The 22,643-nt window shown below is 66.6% G+C and carries 25 protein-coding genes; 16 read left to right on the top strand and 9 right to left on the bottom strand.

Translation table 11 applies throughout. The annotated features are described in order from the left end of the window. Positions 1-24 precede the first annotated feature (24 nt). From ACSQ22_RS20930 to ACSQ22_RS20905, 6 genes are all read left to right on the top strand, one after another. Complete coding sequence (locus ACSQ22_RS20930; RefSeq protein WP_176887492.1) at positions 25-2,949, top strand: DNA topoisomerase III; 2,925 nt, start codon at positions 25-27, stop codon at positions 2,947-2,949. Next, complete coding sequence (locus ACSQ22_RS20925; RefSeq protein ID WP_082437623.1) at positions 2,946-3,179, top strand: hypothetical protein; 234 nt, start codon at positions 2,946-2,948, stop codon at positions 3,177-3,179. Before ACSQ22_RS20930 ends, ACSQ22_RS20925 begins: the two co-directional genes overlap by 4 nt. Before the next feature lie 89 nt (positions 3,180-3,268). Continuing rightward, positions 3,269-4,045: a helix-turn-helix transcriptional regulator gene (locus tag ACSQ22_RS20920; RefSeq protein ID WP_436131441.1), complete on the top strand. Its 777-nt coding sequence runs from the start codon at positions 3,269-3,271 to the stop codon at positions 4,043-4,045. Between the two features lie 115 nt (positions 4,046-4,160). Next, positions 4,161-4,763 carry a YbhB/YbcL family Raf kinase inhibitor-like protein gene (locus ACSQ22_RS20915; RefSeq protein WP_436131440.1) on the top strand — a complete coding sequence of 201 codons (603 nt, stop codon included), beginning with the start codon at positions 4,161-4,163 and terminating at the stop codon, positions 4,761-4,763. A 71-nt stretch (positions 4,764-4,834) separates the two neighbouring features. Then, positions 4,835-5,185, top strand: a complete 351-nt coding sequence (locus tag ACSQ22_RS20910) for a DUF4124 domain-containing protein (RefSeq protein ID WP_055401712.1) — start codon at positions 4,835-4,837, stop codon at positions 5,183-5,185. 148 nt (positions 5,186-5,333) lie between these two features. Continuing rightward, positions 5,334-5,672, top strand: a complete 339-nt coding sequence (locus tag ACSQ22_RS20905) for a DUF2834 domain-containing protein (protein WP_436131439.1) — start codon at positions 5,334-5,336, stop codon at positions 5,670-5,672. Here ACSQ22_RS20905 and ACSQ22_RS20900 read toward each other — a convergent pair. Next, entirely contained in the window at positions 5,633-6,475 is an 843-nt protein-coding gene (locus tag ACSQ22_RS20900) for a helix-turn-helix domain-containing protein (protein WP_436131438.1), read from the bottom strand. The two genes, ACSQ22_RS20905 and ACSQ22_RS20900, sit on opposite strands and share 40 nt — an antisense overlap. 129 nt (positions 6,476-6,604) lie before the next feature. Here ACSQ22_RS20900 and ACSQ22_RS20895 point away from each other — a divergent pair, with 129 nt between their 5' ends. Then, a complete protein-coding gene (locus ACSQ22_RS20895) occupies positions 6,605-7,363 on the top strand; it encodes a tyrosine-protein phosphatase (protein ID WP_431151186.1) in 759 nt (252 codons plus the stop codon). Between the two features lie 286 nt (positions 7,364-7,649). Here ACSQ22_RS20895 and ACSQ22_RS20890 read toward each other — a convergent pair whose 3' ends face one another. The 4 genes from ACSQ22_RS20890 to ACSQ22_RS20875 form a co-directional block, all read right to left on the bottom strand. Next, positions 7,650-7,895 (bottom strand): hypothetical protein, encoded by a 246-nt coding sequence (locus tag ACSQ22_RS20890; protein ID WP_436131437.1) that lies wholly within the window; start codon positions 7,893-7,895, stop codon positions 7,650-7,652. Positions 7,896-8,139: 244 nt separating this feature from the next. Beyond that, complete coding sequence (locus tag ACSQ22_RS20885; RefSeq protein ID WP_436131436.1) at positions 8,140-9,495, bottom strand: MFS transporter; 1,356 nt, start codon at positions 9,493-9,495, stop codon at positions 8,140-8,142. A 318-nt stretch (positions 9,496-9,813) separates the two neighbouring features. Continuing rightward, positions 9,814-10,458 (bottom strand): NADPH-dependent F420 reductase, encoded by a 645-nt coding sequence (locus ACSQ22_RS20880; protein WP_436131435.1) that lies wholly within the window; start codon positions 10,456-10,458, stop codon positions 9,814-9,816. Between the two features lie 82 nt (positions 10,459-10,540). Continuing rightward, complete coding sequence (locus ACSQ22_RS20875) at positions 10,541-11,377, bottom strand: pirin family protein (RefSeq protein ID WP_436131434.1); 837 nt, start codon at positions 11,375-11,377, stop codon at positions 10,541-10,543. Positions 11,378-11,493: 116 nt separating this feature from the next. Between ACSQ22_RS20875 and ACSQ22_RS20870 the strand changes: the two genes are divergently transcribed. The 3 genes from ACSQ22_RS20870 to ACSQ22_RS20860 all read left to right on the top strand — a co-directional run bounded on the left by ACSQ22_RS20870 (position 11,494) and on the right by ACSQ22_RS20860 (position 14,422). Continuing rightward, entirely contained in the window at positions 11,494-12,414 is a 921-nt protein-coding gene (locus tag ACSQ22_RS20870) for a LysR family transcriptional regulator (RefSeq protein ID WP_436131433.1), read from the top strand. A 73-nt stretch (positions 12,415-12,487) separates the two neighbouring features. Then, on the top strand, positions 12,488-13,897 hold the full coding sequence (locus tag ACSQ22_RS20865; RefSeq protein ID WP_436131432.1) for a DUF2130 domain-containing protein: 1,410 nt from the start codon (positions 12,488-12,490) through the stop codon (positions 13,895-13,897). Positions 13,898-14,080: 183 nt separating this feature from the next. Further along, complete coding sequence (locus ACSQ22_RS20860) at positions 14,081-14,422, top strand: DUF1330 domain-containing protein (RefSeq protein ID WP_436131431.1); 342 nt, start codon at positions 14,081-14,083, stop codon at positions 14,420-14,422. A gap of 32 nt (positions 14,423-14,454) precedes the next feature. Here ACSQ22_RS20860 and ACSQ22_RS20855 read toward each other — a convergent pair whose 3' ends face one another. After that, positions 14,455-15,054, bottom strand: coding sequence for a flavin reductase family protein (locus ACSQ22_RS20855; protein ID WP_436131455.1), 600 nt, complete (start codon positions 15,052-15,054; stop codon positions 14,455-14,457). Positions 15,055-15,226: 172 nt separating this feature from the next. Between ACSQ22_RS20855 and ACSQ22_RS20850 the strand changes: the two genes are divergently transcribed. Further along, positions 15,227-15,616, top strand: a complete 390-nt coding sequence (locus ACSQ22_RS20850; protein ID WP_055401124.1) for a VOC family protein — start codon at positions 15,227-15,229, stop codon at positions 15,614-15,616. A 40-nt stretch (positions 15,617-15,656) separates the two neighbouring features. Here the strand turns inward: ACSQ22_RS20850 and ACSQ22_RS20845 are convergent, their stop codons facing one another. Next, positions 15,657-16,343: a DUF5074 domain-containing protein gene (locus ACSQ22_RS20845; RefSeq protein WP_142150949.1), complete on the bottom strand. Its 687-nt coding sequence runs from the start codon at positions 16,341-16,343 to the stop codon at positions 15,657-15,659. Between the two features lie 120 nt (positions 16,344-16,463). Beyond that, the gene (locus ACSQ22_RS20840) at positions 16,464-17,699 is read right to left on the bottom strand and encodes a helix-turn-helix domain-containing protein (protein ID WP_436131430.1); all 1,236 of its coding nucleotides are present in this window, start codon (positions 17,697-17,699) and stop codon (positions 16,464-16,466) included. 124 nt (positions 17,700-17,823) lie between these two features. Here ACSQ22_RS20840 and ACSQ22_RS20835 point away from each other — a divergent pair, with 124 nt between their 5' ends. From ACSQ22_RS20835 to ACSQ22_RS20825, 3 genes are all read left to right on the top strand, one after another. Further along, on the top strand, positions 17,824-18,432 hold the full coding sequence (locus tag ACSQ22_RS20835; protein WP_436131429.1) for a class I SAM-dependent methyltransferase: 609 nt from the start codon (positions 17,824-17,826) through the stop codon (positions 18,430-18,432). After that, a complete protein-coding gene (locus tag ACSQ22_RS20830) occupies positions 18,429-19,208 on the top strand; it encodes a tRNA-uridine aminocarboxypropyltransferase (RefSeq protein WP_228897222.1) in 780 nt (259 codons plus the stop codon). Before ACSQ22_RS20835 ends, ACSQ22_RS20830 begins: the two co-directional genes overlap by 4 nt. A 358-nt stretch (positions 19,209-19,566) precedes the next feature. Then, positions 19,567-19,989: a hypothetical protein gene (locus tag ACSQ22_RS20825; RefSeq protein WP_306553044.1), complete on the top strand. Its 423-nt coding sequence runs from the start codon at positions 19,567-19,569 to the stop codon at positions 19,987-19,989. Between the two features lie 150 nt (positions 19,990-20,139). Here ACSQ22_RS20825 and ACSQ22_RS20820 read toward each other — a convergent pair whose 3' ends face one another. Then, entirely contained in the window at positions 20,140-20,988 is an 849-nt protein-coding gene (locus ACSQ22_RS20820; protein ID WP_436131428.1) for a hypothetical protein, read from the bottom strand. Between the two features lie 192 nt (positions 20,989-21,180). Here ACSQ22_RS20820 and ACSQ22_RS20815 point away from each other — a divergent pair, with 192 nt between their 5' ends. Both ACSQ22_RS20815 and ACSQ22_RS20810 read left to right on the top strand, forming a co-directional pair. Next, positions 21,181-22,059, top strand: coding sequence for a PA4780 family RIO1-like protein kinase (locus tag ACSQ22_RS20815; protein WP_436131427.1), 879 nt, complete (start codon positions 21,181-21,183; stop codon positions 22,057-22,059). Positions 22,060-22,122: 63 nt separating this feature from the next. Beyond that, the gene (locus ACSQ22_RS20810) at positions 22,123-22,608 is read left to right on the top strand and encodes a GNAT family N-acetyltransferase (RefSeq protein WP_436131426.1); all 486 of its coding nucleotides are present in this window, start codon (positions 22,123-22,125) and stop codon (positions 22,606-22,608) included. Positions 22,609-22,643: the final 35 nt, after the last annotated feature.

Raw genomic sequence — 22,643 nt, 5'->3', positions numbered from 1 at the left:
AGAATGACTGGCGAGAGCCCCAAAATGACCAAGACCCTGGTAATTGCAGAAAAACCCTCTGTCGCGCAAGACATCGTGCGCGCATTGACTCCCGTGGCCGGAAAGTTCGACAAACACGAAGACCACTTCGAGAACGACCGCTATGTAGTCACCAGCGCCGTGGGCCACCTGGTAGAGATACAGGCGCCCGAAGAGTTTGACGTGAAGCGTGGCAAGTGGAGCTTTGCGCACCTGCCCGTGATCCCACCGTACTTCGACCTGAAGCCCGTGGACAAGACCAAGACGCGCCTGAACGCCGTGGTCAAGCAAGCCAAGCGCAAGGACGTGACGCAACTCATCAACGCCTGTGACGCGGGCCGCGAGGGTGAGCTGATCTTCCGTTTGATCGAGCAATACGCTGGCGGCGCCAAGCCCCTGGGCAAGCCGGTCAAGCGCCTGTGGCTGCAATCCATGACGCCCCAGGCCATCCGCGACGGCTTTGACGCACTGCGCACCGAGCAGCAGATGGCGGGACTGGCCAGTGCAGCCCGCAGCCGGTCTGAGGCCGACTGGCTGGTGGGCATCAACGGCACCCGCGCCATGACGGCGTTCAACTCGCGCGATGGCGGGTTCTTCCTGACCACCGTGGGCCGGGTGCAGACGCCCACCCTGTCGCTGGTGGTGGAGCGCGAAGAAAAGATCCGCAAGTTCATCAGCCGCGACTACTGGGAAATCCACGCCACCTTTGGCGCCCAGGCCGGTGAATACCCCGCCAAGTGGTTCGACCCCAAGTGGAAGAAGGGCGAGGATGTGGAAGCCCGCGCCGACCGCGTGTGGTCTGCCGCAGAAGCCCAGGCGATTGCCAACGCCGTGCGCGGCAAGCAGGCCACGGTCACCGAAGAGAGCAAGCCCACCACGCAAGCCTCGCCCCTGCTGTTCGACCTGACCAGCCTGCAGCGCGAGGCCAACGGCAAGTTCGGCTTCAGTGCCAAGACCACGCTGGCCCTGGCGCAAAGCCTGTACGAGCGCCACAAGGCCCTGACCTACCCGCGTACCGATTCGCGCGCGCTGCCCGAAGACTATCTGCCCGTGGCCAAGCAGACCTTCGAGATGCTGGCCGACAGCGGCATGCGCCACCTGGCGCCGCACGCGCTCACCGCGCTGAACAACAACTACATTCGCCCGTCCAAGCGCATCTTCGACAACAGCAAGGTGAGCGATCACTTTGCCATCATCCCTACACTGCAGGCGCCCAGCGGGCTGAGCGAGGCCGAACAAAAGCTGTACGACCTGGTGGTGCGCCGCTTCATGGCGGTGTTCTTCCCCAGCGCTGAATACACCGTGACCACGCGCATCAGCACCGTGGCCCCGCACAGCTTCAAGACCGAAGGCAAGGTGCTGGTCAAGCCGGGCTGGCTGGCCATCTACGGCAAGGAAGCGGCCGAGGAGGTGGAAGGCGGCAAGGACGGAGACAAGGGCCAGAACCTGGTGCCCGTGAAGCCCGGTGAAATGGTCAACACCCTGCAGGTGGACCCCAAGGGCCTCAAGACCAAACCGCCCGCACGTTATTCCGAAGCCACGCTGCTGGGCGCCATGGAAAGCGCGGGCAAGCAGATCGACGACGACGAACTTCGCGAAGCCATGCAGGAAAAAGGCCTGGGCACGCCAGCCACGCGCGCGGCCATCATTGAAGGCCTGCTGACTGAAAAGTACATGCTGCGCGAAGGCCGCGAGATCATCCCCACGGCCAAGGCGTTTCAACTGATGACGCTGCTGCGCGGGCTGGAGGTCGAAGAACTCTGCCGCGCCGACCTGACCGGCGAGTGGGAGTTCAAGCTCTCGCAAATGGAAAAGGGTCTGCTCAGCCGCGAATCCTTCATGGCCGAGATCGCCGCCATGACCGAGCGCATGGTCAAGAAGGCCAAGGAATACGACCGCGACACCATCCCCGGCGACTACGCCACGCTCGAATCGCCGTGCCCCAACTGCGGCGGCGTGGTCAAAGAGAACTACCGCCGCTTTGCCTGCGTGGGCAAGCCCGGCTCGGAAGGCTGCGGCTTCAGCTTTGGCAAGTCGCCCGCAGGCCGCACGTTTGAAACCGCAGAGGCCAACGCCCTGCTGCGCGACAAGAAGATCGGCCCGCTGGAAGGCTTCCGCTCCAAGGCCGGCTGGCCGTTCACGTCCGAGATCGTCATCAAGTACGACGACGAAGCGCACAACTACAAGCTCGAATTCGACTTTGGCGATGACAAGAAAGGCGAAGAGTCCGGCGAGATCGTCGAGTTTGAAGACGCATCGCTGGGTGCCTGCCCCATTTGCGGATCGGAAGTGCATGAGCACGGCAGCAACTACGTGTGCAGCAAGGCCGTGCCCACCGCTGCGCAGCCCACACCGAGTTGCACCTTCAAAAGCGGCAAGATCATCCTGCAACAGCCTGTGGAGCGCGAGCAGATGACCAAGCTGCTGGACACCGGCAAGACCGACCTGCTCGACAAGTTCGTGAGCATGCGCACGCGCCGCGCCTTCAAGGCCCACCTGGCGTGGGACAAGGAGGCGGGGAAGGTCAACTTTGAGTTTGCGCCCAGCAAGTTCCCGCCGCGCCCAGGCGCTGCTGCTAAAACGATAGCTGCCAAGGCAGGCAAGACAAGCGCTGCAGCCAAAAAATCCGCCAAACCTGCCGCTGCCAAAAAGGCCCCGGCCACCAAGACCGCTGCCACCAAGGCACCGCGCAAGGCCGCCGCTGGCAAGGCCCCCAGTGCCGCGCTGGCTGCCGTGATCGGCAACGAACCCGTGGCGCGCCCCGAGGCCGTGAAGAAGATGTGGGAATACATCAAGGCCCACAACCTGCAAGACCCCAAGGACAAGCGCACCATCGTCGCCGACGACAAGCTGCGCGCCGTGTTTGGCAAGGACAGCGCGGGCATGTTCGAGCTGGCGGGCATCCTGGGCAACCACCTGGGTGGCGAATGATGCAGCCGCTCCACACGGAACACGCCGCATCGCCCGCACGGTTCGCACAAGGCTTCTGGCGCACCACGCTGGCGGCTTTGGCGGTTGCCGGTGCGCTGGGTGGTTGCAGCAGTACCGCAGGCTCTGCGCGCTCCAGCGACCCTGCCAGCCAGCAGCAGCCTCAAGGTGCCAGCGGCGTGACCGTGTTTGGCGACATCGATGTCGGCGTGACGAAAGAGCGCACACGCTGACGGTGCTTGTGCTGCTGTCGGGTGAAGCCTGCCATCATCCGGCACAGCGCTGCGCAGATGATGGCGCTTGAGCCCCAGGGGAAAGAACGATGGGCGAACCCGCACTGTCCTTGCAGATTGCCACCACGGTCCACCACCGCATCCACACCGTCACCGTGCGCATGGATTCGGTGGGCTGGGTGGTCTCGGGCACCAAGCACCTGGTCACGCCCGGCGGCGGCCACCGCTACCCCCGCGGGCGGGTGTTTGTGCTGCCGCGTGGCGCGCAGTGGGAGGTGGTGAACGACCCGGCGCCCCAAGGCCGCTATGTGGCGCGACTGCTGTGTTTTGCGCCCGAGCTGGTGGAGCAGTTCCACCGCAAGTTCGGGCAGTTTGCAGCCGTCCCGCCGGTGCAGGGCTGCGCAGGCCTGGCGGCCGACGCCACCTTTGGAGACAGTTTCACGCGCGCCGTGGCCGCGCTGGAGAGCGATGCCAGCTCGCAGGCGCTGCGCGAACACCGCGCGCTCGAAGTGCTGCTGATGCTGGCCGAGGCGGGCATCGTCTTCGCCCCGCCGGGCGAGCTGGGCTGGGCTGAACGCGTGCGCCGCCTGGTCGGCCCCAGCCCGCAGGCCGACTGGACGGTGGAGCGCATCGCCGCCGCGTTTGCCACCAGCGCGAGCACCCTGCAGCGCCGCCTGGCGCAAGAGGGCGAGACCGTGAGCCAGTGCCTGCGCGATGTGCGGCTGGAGACGGCGCTGGTGCTGCTGCAAAGCTCCACGCTGCAGGTGTCCGAGATTGCGGCCCGCTGCGGCTATGAATCGCACAGCCGCTTCAGCGCGGCCTTCCGCGAACGTTTCGGCTTTCCGCCTTCGCAGCTGCGGCCCTGATTGCTGCGGCTGACGCGCAGCGCACAGCCATTGACGCCGCCGGGCCAATGCGAAGGCGCGGCGCGCAGCACCATCAAGCCCTTGTCTCACACCGCTACTGCAAGGAGCTTTTCAGATGACCCACCCACTTTCACGCCCTCTTCGCGTTGGCGCCGCCATCGCAGCATTCGCCACCATCGGCTTGGCCCCTGCCGCCCACGCCCAGGCCTTCGCGCTCACCAGCCCCGACTTTGCCGAAGGCAGCACACTGCCCCAGCGCTTCGAGTTCAAGGGCTTTGGCTGTGCGGGCGACAACCAATCACCCGCCCTGCGCTGGAGCGGTGCACCCGCAGGCACCCAAAGCTTCGCCGCCACCGCCTACGACCCCGATGCCCCCACCGGCTCGGGCTGGTGGCACTGGTCGGTGGTCAACATCCCCGCCAGCACCACCGAGCTGCGGCCCGACGCGGGTGCTGCCGGCGGCGCCAAGCTGCCCGCAGGCGCCAGCCATGTGCGCATTGACTACGGCGTGGCCGCCTGGGGCGGGGCCTGCCCGCCCGAAGGCGATGCGCCGCACCGCTACATCTTCACCGTGCACGCGCTCAAGGTGCCGCGCCTGGACCTGCCTGCCGACGCCACCGCCGCGCTGGCCGGCTACATGATCAACGCCAACAGCCTGGGCAAGGCCACGCTCACGGCGCGCTACGGGCGCCCTGCGGCCAAAGGCAAGCAGCCGTGATACCGCGTGGTCGGGTGGGCGTCGTGATGTTTTAAGCTTGGTGGTCACCCACCACACCACAGGCCCACCCCATGCGCAGCACCCGCGAACGCACCCTCTGGTCCATTCTGGCCGCACTGCTGCTGGCCGCCGCAGCCGCCGCATGGTGGACGGCCGACCAGTGGCTGCCCCACGCCGGGCCGTGGACCGAGCAGGCCTGGAAGAAGATCACCCGCCCCGGCCCCGACACCTTGCCGCCCGGCAAGCAGCAGCCTGCCGCACAGGCCCGCTCTGCGAACAGTGGAGCGTCTGAGCCCGTGGCACCGCAGCCGCGCAAGTGCGTGAAGGACGGCCGCACCACCTACACCGACCAGCCCTGCCCCAAGGGCACGCAGGAGCTGCCGGTGGATGGCGCTGTGACATCGCTGCCGCGCGCGCAGTAAGTTCATGAAGATGGCGTGCAGCGGCTCGTCCGCCGGTGCGAGGCATGTCGTTTTTTTCCTAGCCCGCCAGGGGCTGCGCGGATTCAATCGGTGCGTTGATTCACTACCCAAGGCCTCTCTCTTTCTATTTCGAGGGCCGCATGCACCGATGCAAAACCACACCCGCCTGCGCGCATTTTTTCTTCTGCTGGCCCTTCTGGGTCTGGCCGTCCCTTGGTACTTCAACACCGTGTATTTTTTGGCGGGCGGCAGCGTGATGCCAGACGTTTTCTGGCGCGATGCCTTTGCCAATGCATTGACTACCGGCATCACCCTCGACGTGTACCTGGCCGCCGTGGCGTTCTCCGCTTGGGTGGCGGCAGACCGCAGCCTGGGCGCGTGGCGCTGGGCTTACATCGCCGCCTGCTTTGGCATTGGCCTCGCGTTTGTGATGCCGCTGTACCTGGCTCAGCGCTTGCGCGTGGGCTCCAAGGGTGGGGCAGGTTGATTCGGTAGGGTCTGTGCCCCAATCTGCAAGGGCCAGTGCGCGGTCAGCGGGCTGCGCGTGCCCTGCACCAGGGTCTGCAGCGGGTGGCCCGCCAGCCTGCGCACATCGCGCGCCATGTGCGACTGGTCGTAGTAGCCCTGGTCGGCCGCCAGGTCCACCACCGGGCCGCCGGGCGCGGCAAGGGCGTTGCCCAGCGTGCTGTTCAGCCGCGCAATCACCTGAAACTGCTTGGGAGCCATGCCCCAGTGCGCCACAAAGCGCCGTTCAAACTGCCGCTGGCTCAGGCCCATGCGCTGATTCGCGCCTGGGGCATCGTCGTGGGCCGCCTGCAAGAGGGCCAGGGCTTGCAGGCGCCGTGCTTCACAGGGTGACGGCGGTGCGACCAGCTGCCGGACGAACTGGCACAGCACCGCGATCCACGCGCCATCATCCTGCGCAGCATGCACGCCGTGCTCCACCTCGGTCCACCCAGGGCCCACCAGTTCTGCCAGCGGCCGCAGCGTGTTCACCAAACCGCGTGCGCTGGCAAACAGTGCAGCCGCGGCTTCAGGCTGCAGCACCAGCCCCACGGCCCGCACCGGCCCGCCGTGTTCGTACGCCGTGGCCGTGGTGCTGGCGCTGATCCAGGCCGCTGGCGGCACCAGTGCGCCCCGGCAATGCACCTGCCCGGCCAGCCGCACCACCAGCATGCTCGACACCATGGCCGGGAATTGCGACTGCACCAGCTCCGCCGGGGCGTCGACCACCACCCCCGCCATCAGCCAGGGCTGCAAATCAGAGGGCACGGGCACAAAACGCTGCATGCCCGGATTCTGCACACGGTCGCGCCCCGCGCATTGCACCAGCCACCCGTGCGACACGCGCCTGCCGCACTGCCCGACTATCCTTGTTGCTTCAGCATCCCTATCCACCGCACACCTGTGCCACGCACCATGCAGCAAGAGCAAGCCCCCACCCGATCCCTCCCCCTCGCAGGCGCCACCAACTTTCGGGACCTGGGCGGCTACACCGGCCACGGCGGGCGGCCCGTGAAGTGGCGGCGCATCTTTCGCTCGGACCACCTCGCCGCCCTGACCCCCGAGGACCAGGCCCTGCTGGCCCAGCTGGGCGTGGCCCGCGCGGTGGACTTTCGCGGCAAGGCCGAAAGCGCCGCCTATGCCTACGCGCTGCCCGGCATCGCCTACCACCCGCTCGCCATCGAGCCCACCGTGGTGCAGCGTGCACTCGACCTGCAGCGCACCGGCCGCCAGCTCACCGCGCAAGACGCCGTGGGGCTCATGCAAGACACCTACCGCGGCTTTGTGCACGACAACGCCCCGCGCTTTGCCGAACTGTTCAAGCTGCTGCTGGCCAGCGACACCCCCACCGTCTTCCACTGCACCGCTGGCAAAGACCGCACCGGCTTTGCCGCCGCCCTCATCCTGCTCACCCTGGGAGTGCCGCGCGACGTGGTCATGCACGACTACCTGCTCACCAACGCCCTCTACCGCCGCCCCGAAGGCATGGGCAGCCACGCGCCCGAGGAAGTGCTGGCCGTGCTGTGGCGCGTGCAAGAGGAGTTTCTGGACGCCGCCCTGCACAAGGTAGACACCGAGTTCGGCGGCCTGCAGCCGTATCTGGTGGACGTGCTAGGCGTGGACGCCGCCGCGCAGACAGAGCTGGCGGGGCGCTATCTGCAGGCGGCGGTGTAGCCAATTCGCACCAAGACCCCGAAGAATCGCGCGGCACCCTGTGCGTGGGTTTGTGCCGTGCAAATTCCGTTTGCTATCAAAGCAGAAGCTGCCAATGCAATACAGCAAGGCGATAGAGCCATGTTGGCTGATTCTTTTTGCCGAACCCTCGCCCCGCACAGCCCGCCGTACCTACCAACTTTCGCAGGTTGTGCCGCGCTCCCTCACCCCCTACAGTCAAGTAACAAATGCACACAAGGGCGGGAACAGGGAGGAGAGGCTGACAGCAAAGGCGACAGGGTTGCTACTAGCACCGGGCGCATACCTTCGGGATGAAGGCATGCAGCCTGGTGAGAAACGCCTTGCTGAGCAGCCCGAACACAGGGTCGAAGGTAACGACGACCTGCTCAGGGACCGCAGCTGCTGCTGCGGTCCCGTGGGGCCCCGGCAGGTGCAGGCCGATAAAAAATCGGGTTGCACCTGCCGGGGCCTGTTGAGCGAATGCTGCACCGCTCAATTGCTCATAAATCAATAGCTGCAGGCGCTTGACCATGAAGCGCTAGAGCCCTATTTGATAAAAATTTCAACGAAATGAAGGCGGCGCAGGGCCAGCGAGCCCCTAGTGCGGTGTTGCACGCTATCCGGCACTTAAAACCGCGTCTTTTCGGCCAGGGTTGCGTTGCAAATCCTCGCGATACCTACGGGTATCGCTGTGGTTTGCGCCTTGCCCTGACCAAAAATCCATCGGTTTTCAATGTGCCGTCAAGCGTGCAACACCACACTAGCGCCCGCCACACTCACCCCGCACTGGGCTGCATCCGCCCCCCAGCCGCACCCTGGCGCCGCACCCGCCAGTACAGCCAGCCCATGATCGACAGGTTCAGCAGGTTCCACCCCATGCCGTTGATAAACGCAGCCTGGTAGCTGCCCGTCACGTCAAAAATCCAGCCCGACATCCAGCCCCCCAGCGCCATGCCGATCAGCGTGGCCATGATCACCGCGCCCACCCGGGCGCCCGCCTCTTGCGGCGCGAAATACTCGCGGATGATGATGGCGTACGCGGGCACGATGCCGCCCTGGAACAGCCCGAACATCGCCGAGATCACATACAGCGGCACCAGCCCGTCGAACGGCAGAAACAGCATCAGCCCCACCCCCTGCAGCGCCGACCCCAGCAGCAGCGTGCGCACCCCGCCAATGCGGTCGCAGATCACGCCCGACACCAGGCGGCTGACAATGCCGCACGCCAGCATCAGCGACAACATCTCTGCCCCCCGCGCCGCGCCAAAACCCAGGTCGGTGCAATAGGCCACGATGTGCACCTGCGGCATCGCCATGGCCACACAGCACGCCACGCCCGCCACGCACAGCAGCAACTGCGCGTGCACCGGGCGCAAGCCAAACGGGCGGCTGCGGTCCAGTGCCAAGGGAACCAAAGGTGCGGACGCAGTCGCTGGTGAAGCAGCAGCACCCAGTGCAGCACCCCCTGCCGAAGGTGACGACGACGCAGGCACCACGGCCGCAGCATCCATTAGCACCATCGGCGCCCGCTGGCGCATGCGCAGCGCCAACAGCAGCATGCCCGCGCCACACGCCAGCCCCATGAGCACATAGGTCTGGCGCCAACCAATGGCTTCGATGCCGTGCTGCACGATGGGCGGCCACAGCGCGCCCGCAATGTAGTTGCCGCTGGCGCAAATCGCCACCGCAATGCCGCGCCGCCGGTTCCACCACAGCGCCGTGTCGGCCATCAACGGCGCAAACGTGGCCGAGCTGCCCACCAACCCCATCAACCCATGCGCCAGCCCAAAGATCCAGATGCTGCCCGACAGCCCCGCCCACACAAAACCGCCACACACCGCCACCGCCCCCACGCACAACACCGGCATCAGCCCATGCCGGTCCGCCATGCGCCCCGTCCACAGCCCGCCCAGCCCCAGGCACACCATCATCAGCGTGTAGGGCAGCGACGCATCCGCGCGGCCCACACCGAACTCGGCCTGCACGGCCGGCAGCACCACCGACACCACATACATGCTGCTGTTGCCCAGCACCACGAGGCCTAGGGTGGTCAGCAGTCGCCAGGCGGCTTGGGGTGAATCGATGAGGGATGCCGGGGCGGCGATGTGTGCAGAAGCAGGGGTGGTAGGCATGCGGTGCAATTTAACCCTGATCTGCGCATGACGCCGCTCCGTCAACGCATCCACATGGCCAATGATCCCGATCATCTTCCCGCTGGTATTCAGTGTCCATCGCGGTCAGCGCCATCTCCAGCGTGTTGTCATCCAGCGATCCAAAACCCAAGTCTCACAGCGCCACACCCACGGGGCTGAGGGAGTCTGCCCCGACACCTCCTCCATGGATACCAATTCGGCGGTGACCAGCGCTTGCAATAAATGCCTAGACCCCAGGTACCTTGGGCTAGACAAGGTGCACCTGGGGCCCTGAAAGTGCCTGGGCAGGCACCCCGCTCAAATCTTGATGAACTGCGTGCTCGACAACGCGCCAAACGGCAGCTCCGACAAGCGCCCGCCCACCGCCAGCGTGCCCAGGTCCACCGGAAAGTAGCCGATGGCGTCCAGCACCTTGCGCACTTCGGCCTTGGCGGCGGCATCGTCGCCTGCGTAGAACATGGCGCGCTGGCCGCCAGACACTTGGGGCTGGGCCAGCACGTTCACATCCAGGTGGTTGAACGCCTTGACCACGCGGGCGCCGGGCACGAATTCGCTGAACACTTCGCTGGACGAGCGCCCGCCCAGGTCGATGGCCTTGATGCCGTAGGCCGCCAGCGGGTTGGTGGGGTCTTGGGCGTCGGGCGAGTTGGGGTCCAGAAACGCCACGGGGTTGGTGCCGTCGATGACGATGCGGCCGTTCCAGGCGGGCAGGGGGCCCAGGGCCTGGCCCAGGTCTTCCCAGCGCACGGCGATGAGCACGATGTCTGTGGCGGCAGCTTCTGCCACGGTGCCCGCCTTGATGGTCGGGCCCAGTTCGGCCACCAGCGGGGCCAAAGATTCCGGACCGCGCCGGGTGGAGAGGGTGGCCGACAGGCCCTTGTTGGCCAATGCGCGGGCCACGTTGGAGCCGAGAGCGCCAGAACCGATGATGCCGATGTTCATGATGTTTGCCTGGTTGAAATGCAGTGGGTTGAAGTGAGGTGGAAGGGGTGAGGTGAGAAAGCGGGATGGAAGGGCTAGACGACTACCCGAGCCGCCCGGCCTGGCGCAGTTGCGTGGCAATGCGCCGGATTTCTGTGGCGCCCTGTGCCAGTGCGGCCGGGCTGGTGTGCACCGAGTAGCGGCCCATGACAAGGTCGTGCGGGTGCGGCACGGCAGAGCCCAGCACAAAGCTGGTGGCCTGGGGGGCCACAAAGTCGATGCTCTGGCTGCTGGGCTCAAACGCCACCAGCTCGCCAGCGTCAATGGCTTCGCCTGCCGTCAGCGCGCCGGTGGCCACTGCTGCCCATGCCACGGTGTGGCCGGGGGGCGGGGTGTAGGTCCAGCGCGCACCTTGGGCCAACTGCACGGCCAGATAGGTCATGCCCTCGGGCGCCGCCACCGGGCTGTGCGCTGCGCCGTACTCGCCCAGCAGCACCCGCACCGGGCCGACCTGTGGCACCAGCTCAGGGGCGAGGTACTGGCTCTGGGCGGGGGCGTTTTCCAGCGCGGCGGGCAGGGCCACCCACAGCTGAAAGCCCCGGCCCGGTGTGTCGCCCACGGGGGCGCCGGTGTGCCATACGCCGTTGCCCGCCCGCATCCATTCCACACCGCCCGCAGGCAGCAGGCCCGCTTGGCCGGTACTGTCTTCGTAGCGCACATCGCCTTCTGACAAGAACGTGACGGTGGCGATGCCCGAGTGCGGGTGCATGCCAAACCCCTGCTGCGCGGCACCCGGCTGAAAGTGGACCAGGTCCAAAAAGATGAAGGGCTTGAGCACCTGGCCCAGGTCCCCGGGGCTCATGAGACGGGTGATGGGGCCGTGCGCGGTGCCACGGGTGCGGTGGGCGATGGCGCGGGGGGCTGTGGCGGGTGCAGACATCAAGAGAACCTTGGAGGTGTTGAACTGATGCCTGTAGCTTAAAAATTCATCGATTGATTGACTAGATGGTGCAATATGATTGAACTCGTCCATTATTTGAATTAATGAGAGCGACCATGCTGGATCTGAATGACGTGGCCATCTTTGTGCAGGTGGTGCGCTGTGGCAGCTTTGCCGAGGCCGCGCGCCGCTTGGGCGTGCCGCCCAACACCCTGAGCCGCCGGGTGCAGCAGCTGGAAGCGCAGCTGGGTACCCGGCTGATGCAGCGCTCTACCCGTCATCTCACGCTTACCAGCGCGGGCCAGGTGTTTCTGGAGCGCTGCAGCGGCGCGGTAGAGGGGCTGATGGATGCGGGCGAGGAGTTGCAGGCGGTGAACCAGGAGCCCAGTGGCCTGGTGCGGGTGGCGGCACCGGCCGATTTTTTTGATTTCTTTGCGATGGAGTGGCTGACCGAGTTTCTGACAGCGCACCCCAAGGTGCGGGTGGACTTTGTACTGAGCGACGGGCGCGCCGACCTGATTGCAGACCGGATTGATGTGGCCCTTCGGGGCGGCATCCTGGAGGACTCAAGTCTTTTTGCCCGCAAGGTGCTGGATGCGGGCAACGACGGCCTGGTGGCCAGCCCGGCCTACGTGGCCCGCCAGGGCGTGCCGGACACGCTGCAAGACCTGGCAGGCCACGACTGCCTGGTGTTCGGCCACCCCAGCGGAAAGGCCACCTGGCGCGTGACGGGGCCGGATGGAGCGCAGGCCGAGGTGCAGGTGGCGGGCCGCTTCAGCGGTAACACGGCGCAGGCTTTGCGCAAGGCCGCGCTGGCGGGTTTGGGCATTGCGCTCCTGCCCTCCACGCTAACCCAGCGCGATCTGCGCGCTGGCCTGCTGGTGCCTGTGTTGCCCGAGTACCGCCGGCAGGGCCACGGCGTGCACATGGTGTACCCCAGCCGGCGTTACCTGCCCTTGGCGGTGTCTGCCTTCATGGAGCTGGTGATCAGCAAGATGGGCGCGATGCAGGAACTGCCGCCGCAGACCTGCGGCTGATGCAGCATGAATCCGCTCATGCTCCTGCCCGCTATGCTCCCCCACCAACGCAACACGACACACGGTGACCGCCATGCACGACATCATCTGCCCCCACTGCAACAAGGCCTTCAAGGTGGACGAGACCGGCTACGCCGACATCCTCAAGCAGGTGCGCGACGCAGATTTCCATGCGCAGTTGCACGAGCGGCTGGAGCTGGCCGAGCAGGACAAGCGCAATGCGGTGGCGCTGGCACAGGCCCAGGTGGCCAATGAGTTGCAGAAGGCGGCAGCCGCCAAGGATGCACAGATCCAAGCCCTGAAGGCGCAGTTGGATGCGGGCGCGGTGGAGCGCGACCTGGCGGTGGCGCACGCCCTGAGCGCGGTAGAAAAGCAGCGCGATGCGCTGGCCAATGAGCTGGAGCGTGCGCGGCAGGCGCAGCAGGCAGCGGACCAGTTGGCACAAGCCCGGCTGGCGCAGGAGCTGCAAGGTGTGGCTGCCCAAAAGGACGCGGAGATTCAGCAGCTGAAATCGCAGCTGGAAGCAGGCGAAGTGGTGCGCAGGCTGGCGGTGACCGAGGCAGTCACGGTGGTGGCGCGGGAGCGCGATGAACTCAGGAACGACCTGAACCTGGTAGTGGTGAAAAAGCAGCTGGAGGAGGCCGCCATCAAGGAGCAGTTCGCCCTGCAGCTGCGCGACCGCGACGGCGAGATTGCGCGGCTGCGGGACATGAAGGCGCGCCTGTCCACCAAGATGGTGGGCGAGACGCTGGAGCAGCACTGCGAGACGGAGTTCAACCGCATCCGCGCCACGGCGTTTCCCCGCGCCTACTTTGAGAAGGACAACGACGCGCGCAGCGGCAGCAAGGGCGACTACATCTTTCGCGATGCGGACGAGGCGGGCAACGAGATCGTTTCGATCATGTTCGAGATGAAGAACGAGAGCGACGAGACGGCCACGAAGAAGCGCAATGAAGATTTCTTGAAAGAGCTGGACAAGGACCGCACTGAAAAGGGCTGCGAGTACGCGGTGCTGGTGTCGCTGCTGGAGCCTGAGAGCGAGCTGTACAACACCGGCATCGTGGACATGTTCTACCGCTACCCCAAGATGTACGTGGTGCGGCCGCAGTTCTTCATCCCCATCATCACACTGCTGCGCAACGCTGCGATGAAGTCGCTGCAGTACAAGTCGGAGCTGGCGCTGGTGAAGGCGCAGAACCTGGACATCACCAAGTTCGAGACCCAGCTGGACGAGTTCAAGACGGCATTTGGGCGCAACTGGCGCCTGGCGTCAGACGGGTTTGAGGAGGCCGTGCGGCGCATTGACGAGGCCATCAAGGACCTGGAGAAGACGAAGGAAGCGCTGCACAAGTCGGCCAACAACCTGCGCCTGGCCAACGACAAGGCCGAAGACCTCACGATCAAAAAGCTGACCCGCGGCAACCCTACGATGGCGGCCAAGTTTGCAGAGCTCAAGCAGGTGGGGCTTTTGGACGGGGAGTGATGCAAGAGCATCGCGGCGCCAAACCTTGACCTCTGAGGTAATCGCCAAGCGGAGCGCCTTTTTCTACAGTGGTCCTCGCGGGTCGGTTGCCAGCGCAAAGCGGCATTGAAGACGCGCGCTGCGTCTGTGCATGCACAGACGCAGCCAACCAACTCACTGAGAGACCAGAAAGGAGCCCCAGATATGTCTGCCTATGCCGTTGGCCTGTTGAGCAATCTGCAGTTCGGCCCCGATATCGTCACCTACCTGCAGCGCATCGACGCGACCCTCACGCCTTATGACGGGGCCTTCCTCGTGCATGGCACCCGGGCAGAGGTCAAGGAAGGCGTGTTCGATGGGGACTGCATCATCATCAGCTTCCCGGCCATGGAGCAGGCGCGTGCCTGGTACGAATCGCCAGCCTATGCCGAGCTGATTCCACTGCGTGCGCAGCACGCGCAATCCACGGTGTTTCTGCTGGATGGGGTGGCGGAACCGAACTACCGCGCAGAGTCCTTGCTGGCCAAGCTGGGGGTCAAGGCCTGAATACTCCTCCGGGCACAGACACGGGCCCGGGGCTACACCGTCACCGACGCCCCCGTCGCATAAAACTGCCCACCCGCCACGTAGTGCAGCGTGCGCAGCGCATCGGGCGCGGTGTCGAACGCCCAGTGCCCGTGGCGGAACACGCGCTCGTCCGCCCAGGCGGCCACTACTTCGCCGATGAACAGGTCGTAGGTCTGCTGGTTGTGGGGCTCGGGGATGACGCGGCACAGCAGCCAGGCGGCGCAGCCCTGTACCAGCGGGGTGGCATGGCCAGGGGCGTGGAACAGCTCCACGCCGTGCTGCTGCAGTTTGTGGGGGTGGGTCTTGGCGCTGTCGGTGCCAAGGGCTACGGTCATCGCCGCCATGGGCAGGGTGGGCAACTGCAATGCGAACTCGCCACTGGCTTCGACCAGCTCGCGCGTGCGTGTCGCTTTGTCGAGCACCACTGTCACCTTGGGCGGTGCAAAGTCCAGCGCGCAGGCCCACGATGCAGCCATCACGTTGTGCTGGCCCGCATGCTCTGCCGACACCAGCACCGTGGGGCCGTGGTTGAGCAGGCGGTAGGCTTTGTCGAGGGGGACGGGGGCGATGTGGGGGATTCGGGGCGAATGTTGTGGGTCGGGGTTGCTCATGATTTCATAGCTGGTGGCGCTTGTTGGATAAGCGGTAGATGGCATTTTGGTCTGAAACCAGACTGCCGTGTGTGGCCGTGTCGCCAGCGTGCGCGCCGGGTGGGTGCAGGGCCGGTAACATCCCCGGGCCTATCAACCACTGCCCCCGGGGGCACTACGGAGACAAGAAGCTATGTTCAGTCATGTGATGGTCGGTGTGAACGATCTGGAGGTGTCCCGGAAGTTCTACGACGCGCTGCTCGGCACCATCGGTGTGCCCCCTGGTGTCGCCAACAAAAACCGGTATTTCTACCGGGGCCCCACCGGCACCTTCTGCATCAGCACCCCCATCAATGGCGAGCCCGCCACCTTTGCCAATGGCGGCACCATCGGCTTTGCCATGCAGTCGCCCGAGCAGGCCGATGCGTTCCACGCGGCCGGTGTGGCCAACGGTGGCACCACCTGCGAAGACCCACCGGGCTACCGCGAAGGCCCTGGCGGCAAGCTCTACCTGGCGTACCTGCGCGACCCGGACGGCAACAAGATCTGCGCGCTGCACCGCCCACCCAAGCCAGCGGCGTGACGGCCGGGCCGACCGGCTCAGCGCATCGGTTTTCTGATCTTCAAGCGGGCGTGTGTGCGCCGGGCCGACGCACGGCGCGCACCTTGCCGCTGCCGCCACCACCGCAGTAGAACAGCCCGGCCCCATCCGATTCGAGCCCGCTCACACCCACGCCTTGCGGCATATCGAGCTGCTGCAGCACGGCGCCGCTCGTGGGGTCGATGTGGCGCAGAGTGCTTTCTTCGCCCTCCCAGGTGCCGTGCCACAACTCGCCGTCCACCCAGGTCACACCGGTCACAAACCGGTTGGATTCGATGGTGCGGCGGATCGCACCTGTGGCCGGGTCGATCTGGTGGATCTTGCGGTCACGGTACTGGCCCACCCACAGGCTGCCTTCGGCCCAGGTCAGGCCTGAATCGTTGCCGCCGCCCGGTGCGGGGATGGTGGCCACTACCCGGCCCGTGGCGGGGTCGATCTTGTCGATGCGTGATTCAGCGATCTGGTACAGGTGCGTGCCGTCAAACGCGGTGCCTGCGTCGCACACCACGTTGAGCGTGCGGGTGGTGGCGCCACTGGCCGGGTCAAAACCCACCAGGTGTTCGCCCGTGGCGGCCCACACCCGCTGGCCATCGTGCGTCACGCCGTGGATGGTGCTGGCGCCGCCAAAGGGGCCGTATTCGCGCACCACCTCGGCGGGCTGGCGGGCCGCAATGGGCAGCTGTTTGGTGGACGGCGGGGTGCCCGCCATGTCGCTGCTGCAGGCGGTGTCGTGGGTGGCGGTAGGGGTGGCTGTGGTCATCTCGAAAGCTCCTGAGGGTAGGTACCCGGTGCACCGCAAGGGCGCTGTGCGTTGGGCGGTGAAGCCACTTTAGGCAATCGGCTGCGCGGTGGGGAGTAACAAGATCGTCGTGAATCCCACCAGGGGCGCGGCCAGCCAGCGGCGTGCGCGCGCCTGGCCGATGGCGCGCACGCGGCCGGTAGCTTCGAGTTCAGCCAGTGCGCGCTGCACGGTGCGCTGGCTGTCGCCCAGGGCCAGCGCCAGGGCGGATGTGGACCATGCCGCGCCGTCGGCCAGCAGCGCCACCAGCGCGCCTTGCTCGCCCTCCACCGGCGGGGCCAGCACGGCCACAGTGCGTCCGCCGTGGGGCCGGAGCACAAAGCCGCGCGGCGTGGCCTCCACCCCGGCCAGCGGAGCGATGAGGGCGCGCAGGCGGCCGATTTCCACCCGCAGGCGGGCGCGGTGGGTTTCGTCGGGGTGGCGGGTGCGGAACACGTTGGCAATCAAGGCTTCGCGGTCCACATCGCCCGGCCACGCGGTAGCCAGCGCGCGCACCAGCGCAAACAGCACAGGGCGGCGTGCCAGCGGGTGCCACACCTCGCCCGCGCGCACGCCGTGGCGACAGGCGTCCACGACCCACAGCGTGGAGGACGCCAGCAGCGCGGCCACGTCATCCAGCCGCAGCGTGTGCTCGGCGCCATTCGCAAGGCAGCGCGCAGCGGGCTGTTCGAGCAACGCATGGGCCTGCGCCACCTCGGTCAGCAGCGCGGGCACGCCGGATTGGGCGGCAGCCTGTTGCGCGCGTTGCAGGGCGGTGCGCGCTGCGCCGATGTGCAGTGACCGCAGGGCCAGCTCTGCGGCGGCAAGTTCGGCCACCGCGACAAGGGAAGGGGGCAGTCGCGTTGTGGCGTCGGTGGTGGGAGCGCCTGCCAGCGCAGCCGATGCTTCGTCCAACTTGCCCAGCAGGATCAGCGTGCGCGCTGCCACCAACCGTGCCTGCAGCGCGTTGGCGATGTCGCCGTGGGCCTGCAGCGTAGCCCCTGCCGACATCAGCGCCTGCGCTCGCCCGCCCAGGTCGCGTTGGGCCAGGGCCACCTCGGCCTCGGCCACCACACAGCGGGCGCGGGCCACGGGCTCGTGCGTGCCAAAGCCGCGTGCGGCGCGGCGCAGCAGATCGCGGGCGCGCGGGTGCTCGCCCAGCTGGGCCATGGCAATGCCGCGCAGGGCCAGGGCCGGGGGGTCGTCGCGCAGGGCCACGCGCTGCAGGGCGGCCAGGGCGTCGCCTGCGGCCAGCGCGCGGGCGGCGGCGGAGATCAGCGAATCCATGGCGACAGACTACCGCAGCGTGCTGCTGCGATGGCACGCCAGCATGCGTGGGGGATACTTGGCCGCTTCGCTGTGCCGCCCGCCGGGTGGTGCAAACCCCCCCAAAAGACCCAAGGACCCGCCATTGAAATCCGCCAGCGCCACCACTTTTGACGAGGCCTACTACCAGCGCTTTTACTTCGACAAAAAGACCAGCGTGGTGGACCCGGCGCACATGGAGCGCCTGGGCACCTTCGTGTGCAGCTACCTCAAGTACCTGCGCGTGCCGGTGAACCGCGTGCTGGATGTGGGTTGCGGCATCGGGCTGTGGAAGGGCATCGTGGCGCAGCATTTTCCAGAGGCCAGCTACCAGGGCGTGGAGTTCAGCCCTTACCTGTGCGAGCGCTTTGGGTGGCAGCAGGGCTCGGTGTTGGACTACGCGGCTGATGCGCCGTATGACCTGGTCATCTGCCAGGGCGTGCTGCCCTACCTGAGCCCTCCGGATTTGAAGGCCGCGCTGCTCAACCTGGGCCGTCTGACACAAGGCGCGCTGTATGTCGAGGCTGTGTCGCGCGAGGATTTTGAGCGCGACATCATCGACGAAGAGATCACCGACAACCGCGTGTTCCGCCACCGTGCCGAGCTGTACCGGCGCGGCCTGCGCGAAGGCGCCATCGAGCTGGGTGGCGGCGTGTGGCTCAGCCGCCGGGCCGAGCTGCCGCTGTTTGCGCTGGAGCAGGCGGGCGGGCAGTGACGGCGACCCCTGTGCCGCCGCCCCAGCCGCAGGCGGTGCCGCACCCGCCCCATGCGGTATCGCGCCTGCGCACCGAGCGCCTGGCCCGCAGCGCCAAGCCCTTCCTGGCCCGGGGCGGCCCCAAGGGCGAGCGCTGCGCGGGCTGCCGACTGGTGCCCAGCCATTGCATCTGCGCACTGCGCCCCGTGCTGCCCACGCGCGCGGGCATGTGCCTGCTGATGGCCGACATCGAGCCGCTCAAGCCCAGCAACACCGGCTGGCTGATTGCCGATGTGGTGGCCGACACCTACGCGTTTGGCTGGGCGCGCACCGAGGTGCACCCCGACCTGCTGGCGCTGCTGGCTGACCCCCAGTGGCAGCCGTATGTGGTGTTTCCGGGTGAGTTTGTGGAGCCCGGGCGCGTGGTCACCCAGGTGGGCAGCACCGAGCCGACGGGCAAGCGCCCGCTGTTCATCCTGCTCGATGCCACCTGGCCCGAGGCGCGCAAGATGTTCCGCAAGAGCCCGTACCTGGACCGTCTGCCCGTGCTGAGCCTGCAGCCCGAGCAGCTCTCACGCTACCACCTGCGCCGCTCCACGCGCACGGACCATTTCTGCACCTCGGAGGTGGGCGCGCTGTGCCTGGAGCTGGCGGGCGAGCTGCAGGCAGCACAGGCGCTGGAGGCGTACCTGGACGTGTTCACCCACCACTACCTGCAAGCCAAGCACCAGCTGCCGCCGGACGTGAACGGGGCGGCGCACGCACGGCTCCGGCTTCTGGCGCAGGGCCGCGGCTGAGAGTCTGAGAGTCTTTTATCCATGCCCGCCTTGCACGCCGAAACGCCCCGGCTCGTCGTTGCACATGCTCGCCATAGCCCGAGCTATGGCTGTGCTTTGTGCCTAGATCCGAGGCGTTTTCGCGCGCCTTTCGGGCTCGGCTAAAAAACTCTCAGCCTCTGAGCCATCGCCCCTCGGACTGCCGGGCCGCGTGCGTGCATGACCTGTTGCCCAAAAAGCATGCGCTGTTACCGCGTTGTTACAAGCGCTGCACCTGGCCCCCCGCAAAATTCCGCGCTGGCGCCACCACCTCTGGCGCGGCCCGTCTGTCCGGGAGGGGCAGGGGCCTGCACACCCAAAGCCAACCCGTAGGAGAACCATGAAAAACAAGACCCCCCTGTTGCTCGTCGCAACCCTCAGCCTGGCTGTCGCATCGCTGGCGCATGCCGGCAAGGCCGAGCGCGACTTTTTTGCTGCCGAGGTGGCCCCCGCGCTGAAAACCGCCGCCAGCACCCTCAAGCAATCGTGCGGCTGCGATGTGAAGATGGATGTGAAACAGGACAGCTTTCAGACCGTGGACCATCTGCGCCAGGTGCGCTACGCGGCCGGCACCATCGTGGACAACGCCCCGCGCTACTGCAACGATGCCCCTTCCAAGGCCGCAGTGTGCCAACTCAAGACCCTGGAATTTGCCCGCACCGGCACCACCGCTTTCAAGTTTGCCGCAGGCAAGGGTGCGATCACTCTCGATGAAAGCTCGTACCCCAGCTGGGACATGCTGGCCGCCGAGCTGGACAAATAAGCGCAGACTCCTAGCCCCAAGCAGCGCCCCGACACCACTGTGCGTGGTGCGGGGCGTTGGTGTTTGTGGGCACCGTGAGGTGGCTGAACCGAGGTGCTGCAGTTGCGAACGAAACGCCGTTCTACGTGCCGGATAGCGTGCAACACCCCACTAGCGTGGGGTGGCACCCGCTGCCACGCGGCTTTGTACCGCCTTGGTGATGCCGTCTGGTTCCAGATACGGGCTGCAGGTCTGGTACAGCGCAAACTTCTTTTCTGCCGACGTACCAACCAGTTCGGCCGACACCTCGGGCGCCGATTTCTTGAGCGCGTCGATGTGGAAGTCGCCCTCGCCCGGGTGCAGCGCCACCGCTGCTTCCAGCATGGCCGCCGCAGCGGCGCGCATGCCTTCTTGCCGGGCTTTTGCCACGCTCAGCGACAGGCCGTTGAACACATTGCCGCAGCGGATCAGGTCGATGGCGACCGCCTTGCGTGCATCGGCCTGCGCAGGTGTCCCCATGCCGTGCGTGCCATCCAGGTAGGCCCACACGTCCAGGGGTGGGGTGCCGGGCGCACACGCCCCCTGGTAGGTGCCGAAAAAGGCCTTCTTCATCATCTGCCGGCCCGCCGAGGTCTGCATGCCGCTGTCGATGACAAGCTGCTCGCCATCGGCGTGCACGGTGAACTGGTACAGGTGCGCGGCGCTGGCGCCTGCGGCCTGGGCAGGGGCGACGCAGCGGGCCTTCCAGGTCTCATGGCCGGGCATGGGTTGGTCAGACTCGCTGACCGTGCAGTCCATGCCGCGCGGCTGCATGGCGCTCTTCCAGGCGGGGGCCGTCAGGCTGGCCATGTGCTGCGCTGTCACGCACACCACGGCGGTGCTGCCCAAGGAGTCCGCATAGGCACCCTGGCGGAACCCGGCAGCCGCCGCAGGCTGCGAAACCGCAACGCCCCCGATCAGAAGCCCCGCCAACACGGCAGCGCGCGGGGCGGTGGCGGGGAGCGCAATGGCGAAGGGCATGGGGGGTGTCTCCGGGCGGCAGCGCCTGGTACGGCGCAAGAAAAAGAGAAGGCGGTGGAACGGCGGCGTGCCCAGGGGCGGCCTGTCGTCACACTGAAAAGCCGTCGGATTGTCGTTCAAGGCCCTGGGCACGCCGTGCTCTTGTGGCCTTGCAACGACAATGGACCATTCCCCCTCTACCGCACTGACCCGATGAAAGCTCCCCCCCGCCTGCAGTCCCTCATTGAGGAAGGCCTGATCGACACCGTGGTCCGGCAGCTCATGAGCGGCAAGGAGGCCATGGTCTATGTGGTGCGCTGTGGTGATGAAACGCGCTGCGCCAAGATCTACAAAGAGGCCAACAACCGCAGCTTTCGGCAGGCGGTGGACTACACCGAAAACCGCAAGGTCAAGAACTCACGCTCGGCCCGCGCCATGGCCAAGGGCAGCAAGTTTGGCCGGCAAGAGCAAGAGGCCGCCTGGCAAAGCGCCGAGGTCGATGCGCTCTACCGCCTGGCCGCTGCCGGCGTGCGCGTGCCGCAGCCCTACAACTTTCACGACGGCGTGCTGCTCATGGAGCTGGTGACCGACGCCCACGGTGACGCCGCCCCGCGCCTGAACGATGTGAGCTTTACGCCCGAAGACGCGCACACCCACCACGCCACGCTGGTGGCCGAGGTGGTGCGCATGCTGTGTGTGGGCGTGGTGCATGGTGACTTGTCGGAGTTCAACATCCTGCTGGCCCACCTGCCGGGCGCAGAAGGTGGAGAAGCCGGCCACGATGGCCCCGTCATCATCGACCTGCCCCAGGCCGTGGACGCTGCGGGCAACAACCACGCCCAGCGCATGCTGCTGCGCGATGTGGCCAACCTGCGCGACTTCTTCGGCCAGTTTGCCCCCGAGCTGCGCGCCACCCAATACGGCCCCGAGATCTGGAGCCTGTACCAGAGCGGCCTGCTGAGCAACGAGACGCCGCTCACCGGCATCTATGCGCCCACGCATGCCGATGTGGACATGCAGGCCGTGCTGCGCGAGATCGACGACGCGCGCGACGAAGATGCAGCGCGCAGGCTGCGCATGGCGGCGGGCTGAGATTTCCCCACTGCGCTGCGCTGTGGCACCATCGCGCCCCTTTTTCTCTGCAGTTCGCTCGCCATGCCTTCCTTCCGCATCCGCAACTTCTGCCCTGGCGACGAACCCGCGTTGCGCGCCGTTTTTCATGCCTCGGTGCATGGCTTGGCTTGCAAGGACTACACCGGCGAACAGCTGGCCGCCTGGGCGCCGCTGCACCACGACGCTGTGCAGTGGGCCGAGCGCATGCGGGCCAACCAGCCCTTCATCGCGCAAACCATTGACGGCGGGGCGATAGCTGGGTTTGCCGATCTGCACGCCAGCGGCACCATCGACATGTTTTTTGTGGCCCCGGCGTTTGCAGGCCAGGGCGTGGCCCGGGCGCTGATGGCACACCTCCACGCGCAGGCGGCGCAGCGCGGGATCACCCGCTTGAACGCCCATGTGAGCCTGACGGCCGAGCCTTTTTTTGCCGCCCAGGGCTTCGCGGTGGAAGCGCGCCAGCAGGTGGAGCGTGCGGGCGTGGTGCTGCACAACGCGCGCATGGCCAAGGCGCTGGTGATGGGCTAAGGCAACTCCTGATTTGATAGCTGGTTACGCTTGTC

The organism is Acidovorax sp. LjRoot38, from assembly GCF_964252975.1.
Taxonomy (GTDB): Bacteria; Pseudomonadota; Gammaproteobacteria; order Burkholderiales; family Burkholderiaceae_C; genus Acidovorax; species Acidovorax facilis.
This window is presented reverse-complemented; position numbering and strand designations above follow the sequence as displayed.

Coding starts and splice junctions, on each gene's coding strand:
- ACSQ22_RS20930 (WP_176887492.1), top strand. CDS start 25: ATGACCAAGACCCTGGTAATTGCAGAAAAACCCTCTGTCGCGCAAGAC.
- ACSQ22_RS20925 (WP_082437623.1), top strand. CDS start 2,946: ATGATGCAGCCGCTCCACACGGAACACGCCGCATCGCCCGCACGGTTC.
- ACSQ22_RS20920 (WP_436131441.1), top strand. CDS start 3,269: ATGGGCGAACCCGCACTGTCCTTGCAGATTGCCACCACGGTCCACCAC.
- ACSQ22_RS20915 (WP_436131440.1), top strand. CDS start 4,161: ATGACCCACCCACTTTCACGCCCTCTTCGCGTTGGCGCCGCCATCGCA.
- ACSQ22_RS20910 (WP_055401712.1), top strand. CDS start 4,835: ATGCGCAGCACCCGCGAACGCACCCTCTGGTCCATTCTGGCCGCACTG.
- ACSQ22_RS20905 (WP_436131439.1), top strand. CDS start 5,334: ATGCAAAACCACACCCGCCTGCGCGCATTTTTTCTTCTGCTGGCCCTT.
- ACSQ22_RS20900 (WP_436131438.1), bottom strand. CDS start 6,475: ATGCAGCGTTTTGTGCCCGTGCCCTCTGATTTGCAGCCCTGGCTGATG.
- ACSQ22_RS20895 (WP_431151186.1), top strand. CDS start 6,605: ATGCAGCAAGAGCAAGCCCCCACCCGATCCCTCCCCCTCGCAGGCGCC.
- ACSQ22_RS20890 (WP_436131437.1), bottom strand. CDS start 7,895: ATGGTCAAGCGCCTGCAGCTATTGATTTATGAGCAATTGAGCGGTGCA.
- ACSQ22_RS20885 (WP_436131436.1), bottom strand. CDS start 9,495: ATGCCTACCACCCCTGCTTCTGCACACATCGCCGCCCCGGCATCCCTC.
- ACSQ22_RS20880 (WP_436131435.1), bottom strand. CDS start 10,458: ATGAACATCGGCATCATCGGTTCTGGCGCTCTCGGCTCCAACGTGGCC.
- ACSQ22_RS20875 (WP_436131434.1), bottom strand. CDS start 11,377: ATGTCTGCACCCGCCACAGCCCCCCGCGCCATCGCCCACCGCACCCGT.
- ACSQ22_RS20870 (WP_436131433.1), top strand. CDS start 11,494: ATGCTGGATCTGAATGACGTGGCCATCTTTGTGCAGGTGGTGCGCTGT.
- ACSQ22_RS20865 (WP_436131432.1), top strand. CDS start 12,488: ATGCACGACATCATCTGCCCCCACTGCAACAAGGCCTTCAAGGTGGAC.
- ACSQ22_RS20860 (WP_436131431.1), top strand. CDS start 14,081: ATGTCTGCCTATGCCGTTGGCCTGTTGAGCAATCTGCAGTTCGGCCCC.
- ACSQ22_RS20855 (WP_436131455.1), bottom strand. CDS start 15,054: ATGAGCAACCCCGACCCACAACATTCGCCCCGAATCCCCCACATCGCC.
- ACSQ22_RS20850 (WP_055401124.1), top strand. CDS start 15,227: ATGTTCAGTCATGTGATGGTCGGTGTGAACGATCTGGAGGTGTCCCGG.
- ACSQ22_RS20845 (WP_142150949.1), bottom strand. CDS start 16,343: ATGGCGGGCACCCCGCCGTCCACCAAACAGCTGCCCATTGCGGCCCGC.
- ACSQ22_RS20840 (WP_436131430.1), bottom strand. CDS start 17,699: ATGGATTCGCTGATCTCCGCCGCCGCCCGCGCGCTGGCCGCAGGCGAC.
- ACSQ22_RS20825 (WP_306553044.1), top strand. CDS start 19,567: ATGAAAAACAAGACCCCCCTGTTGCTCGTCGCAACCCTCAGCCTGGCT.
- ACSQ22_RS20820 (WP_436131428.1), bottom strand. CDS start 20,988: ATGCCCTTCGCCATTGCGCTCCCCGCCACCGCCCCGCGCGCTGCCGTG.
- ACSQ22_RS20815 (WP_436131427.1), top strand. CDS start 21,181: ATGAAAGCTCCCCCCCGCCTGCAGTCCCTCATTGAGGAAGGCCTGATC.
- ACSQ22_RS20810 (WP_436131426.1), top strand. CDS start 22,123: ATGCCTTCCTTCCGCATCCGCAACTTCTGCCCTGGCGACGAACCCGCG.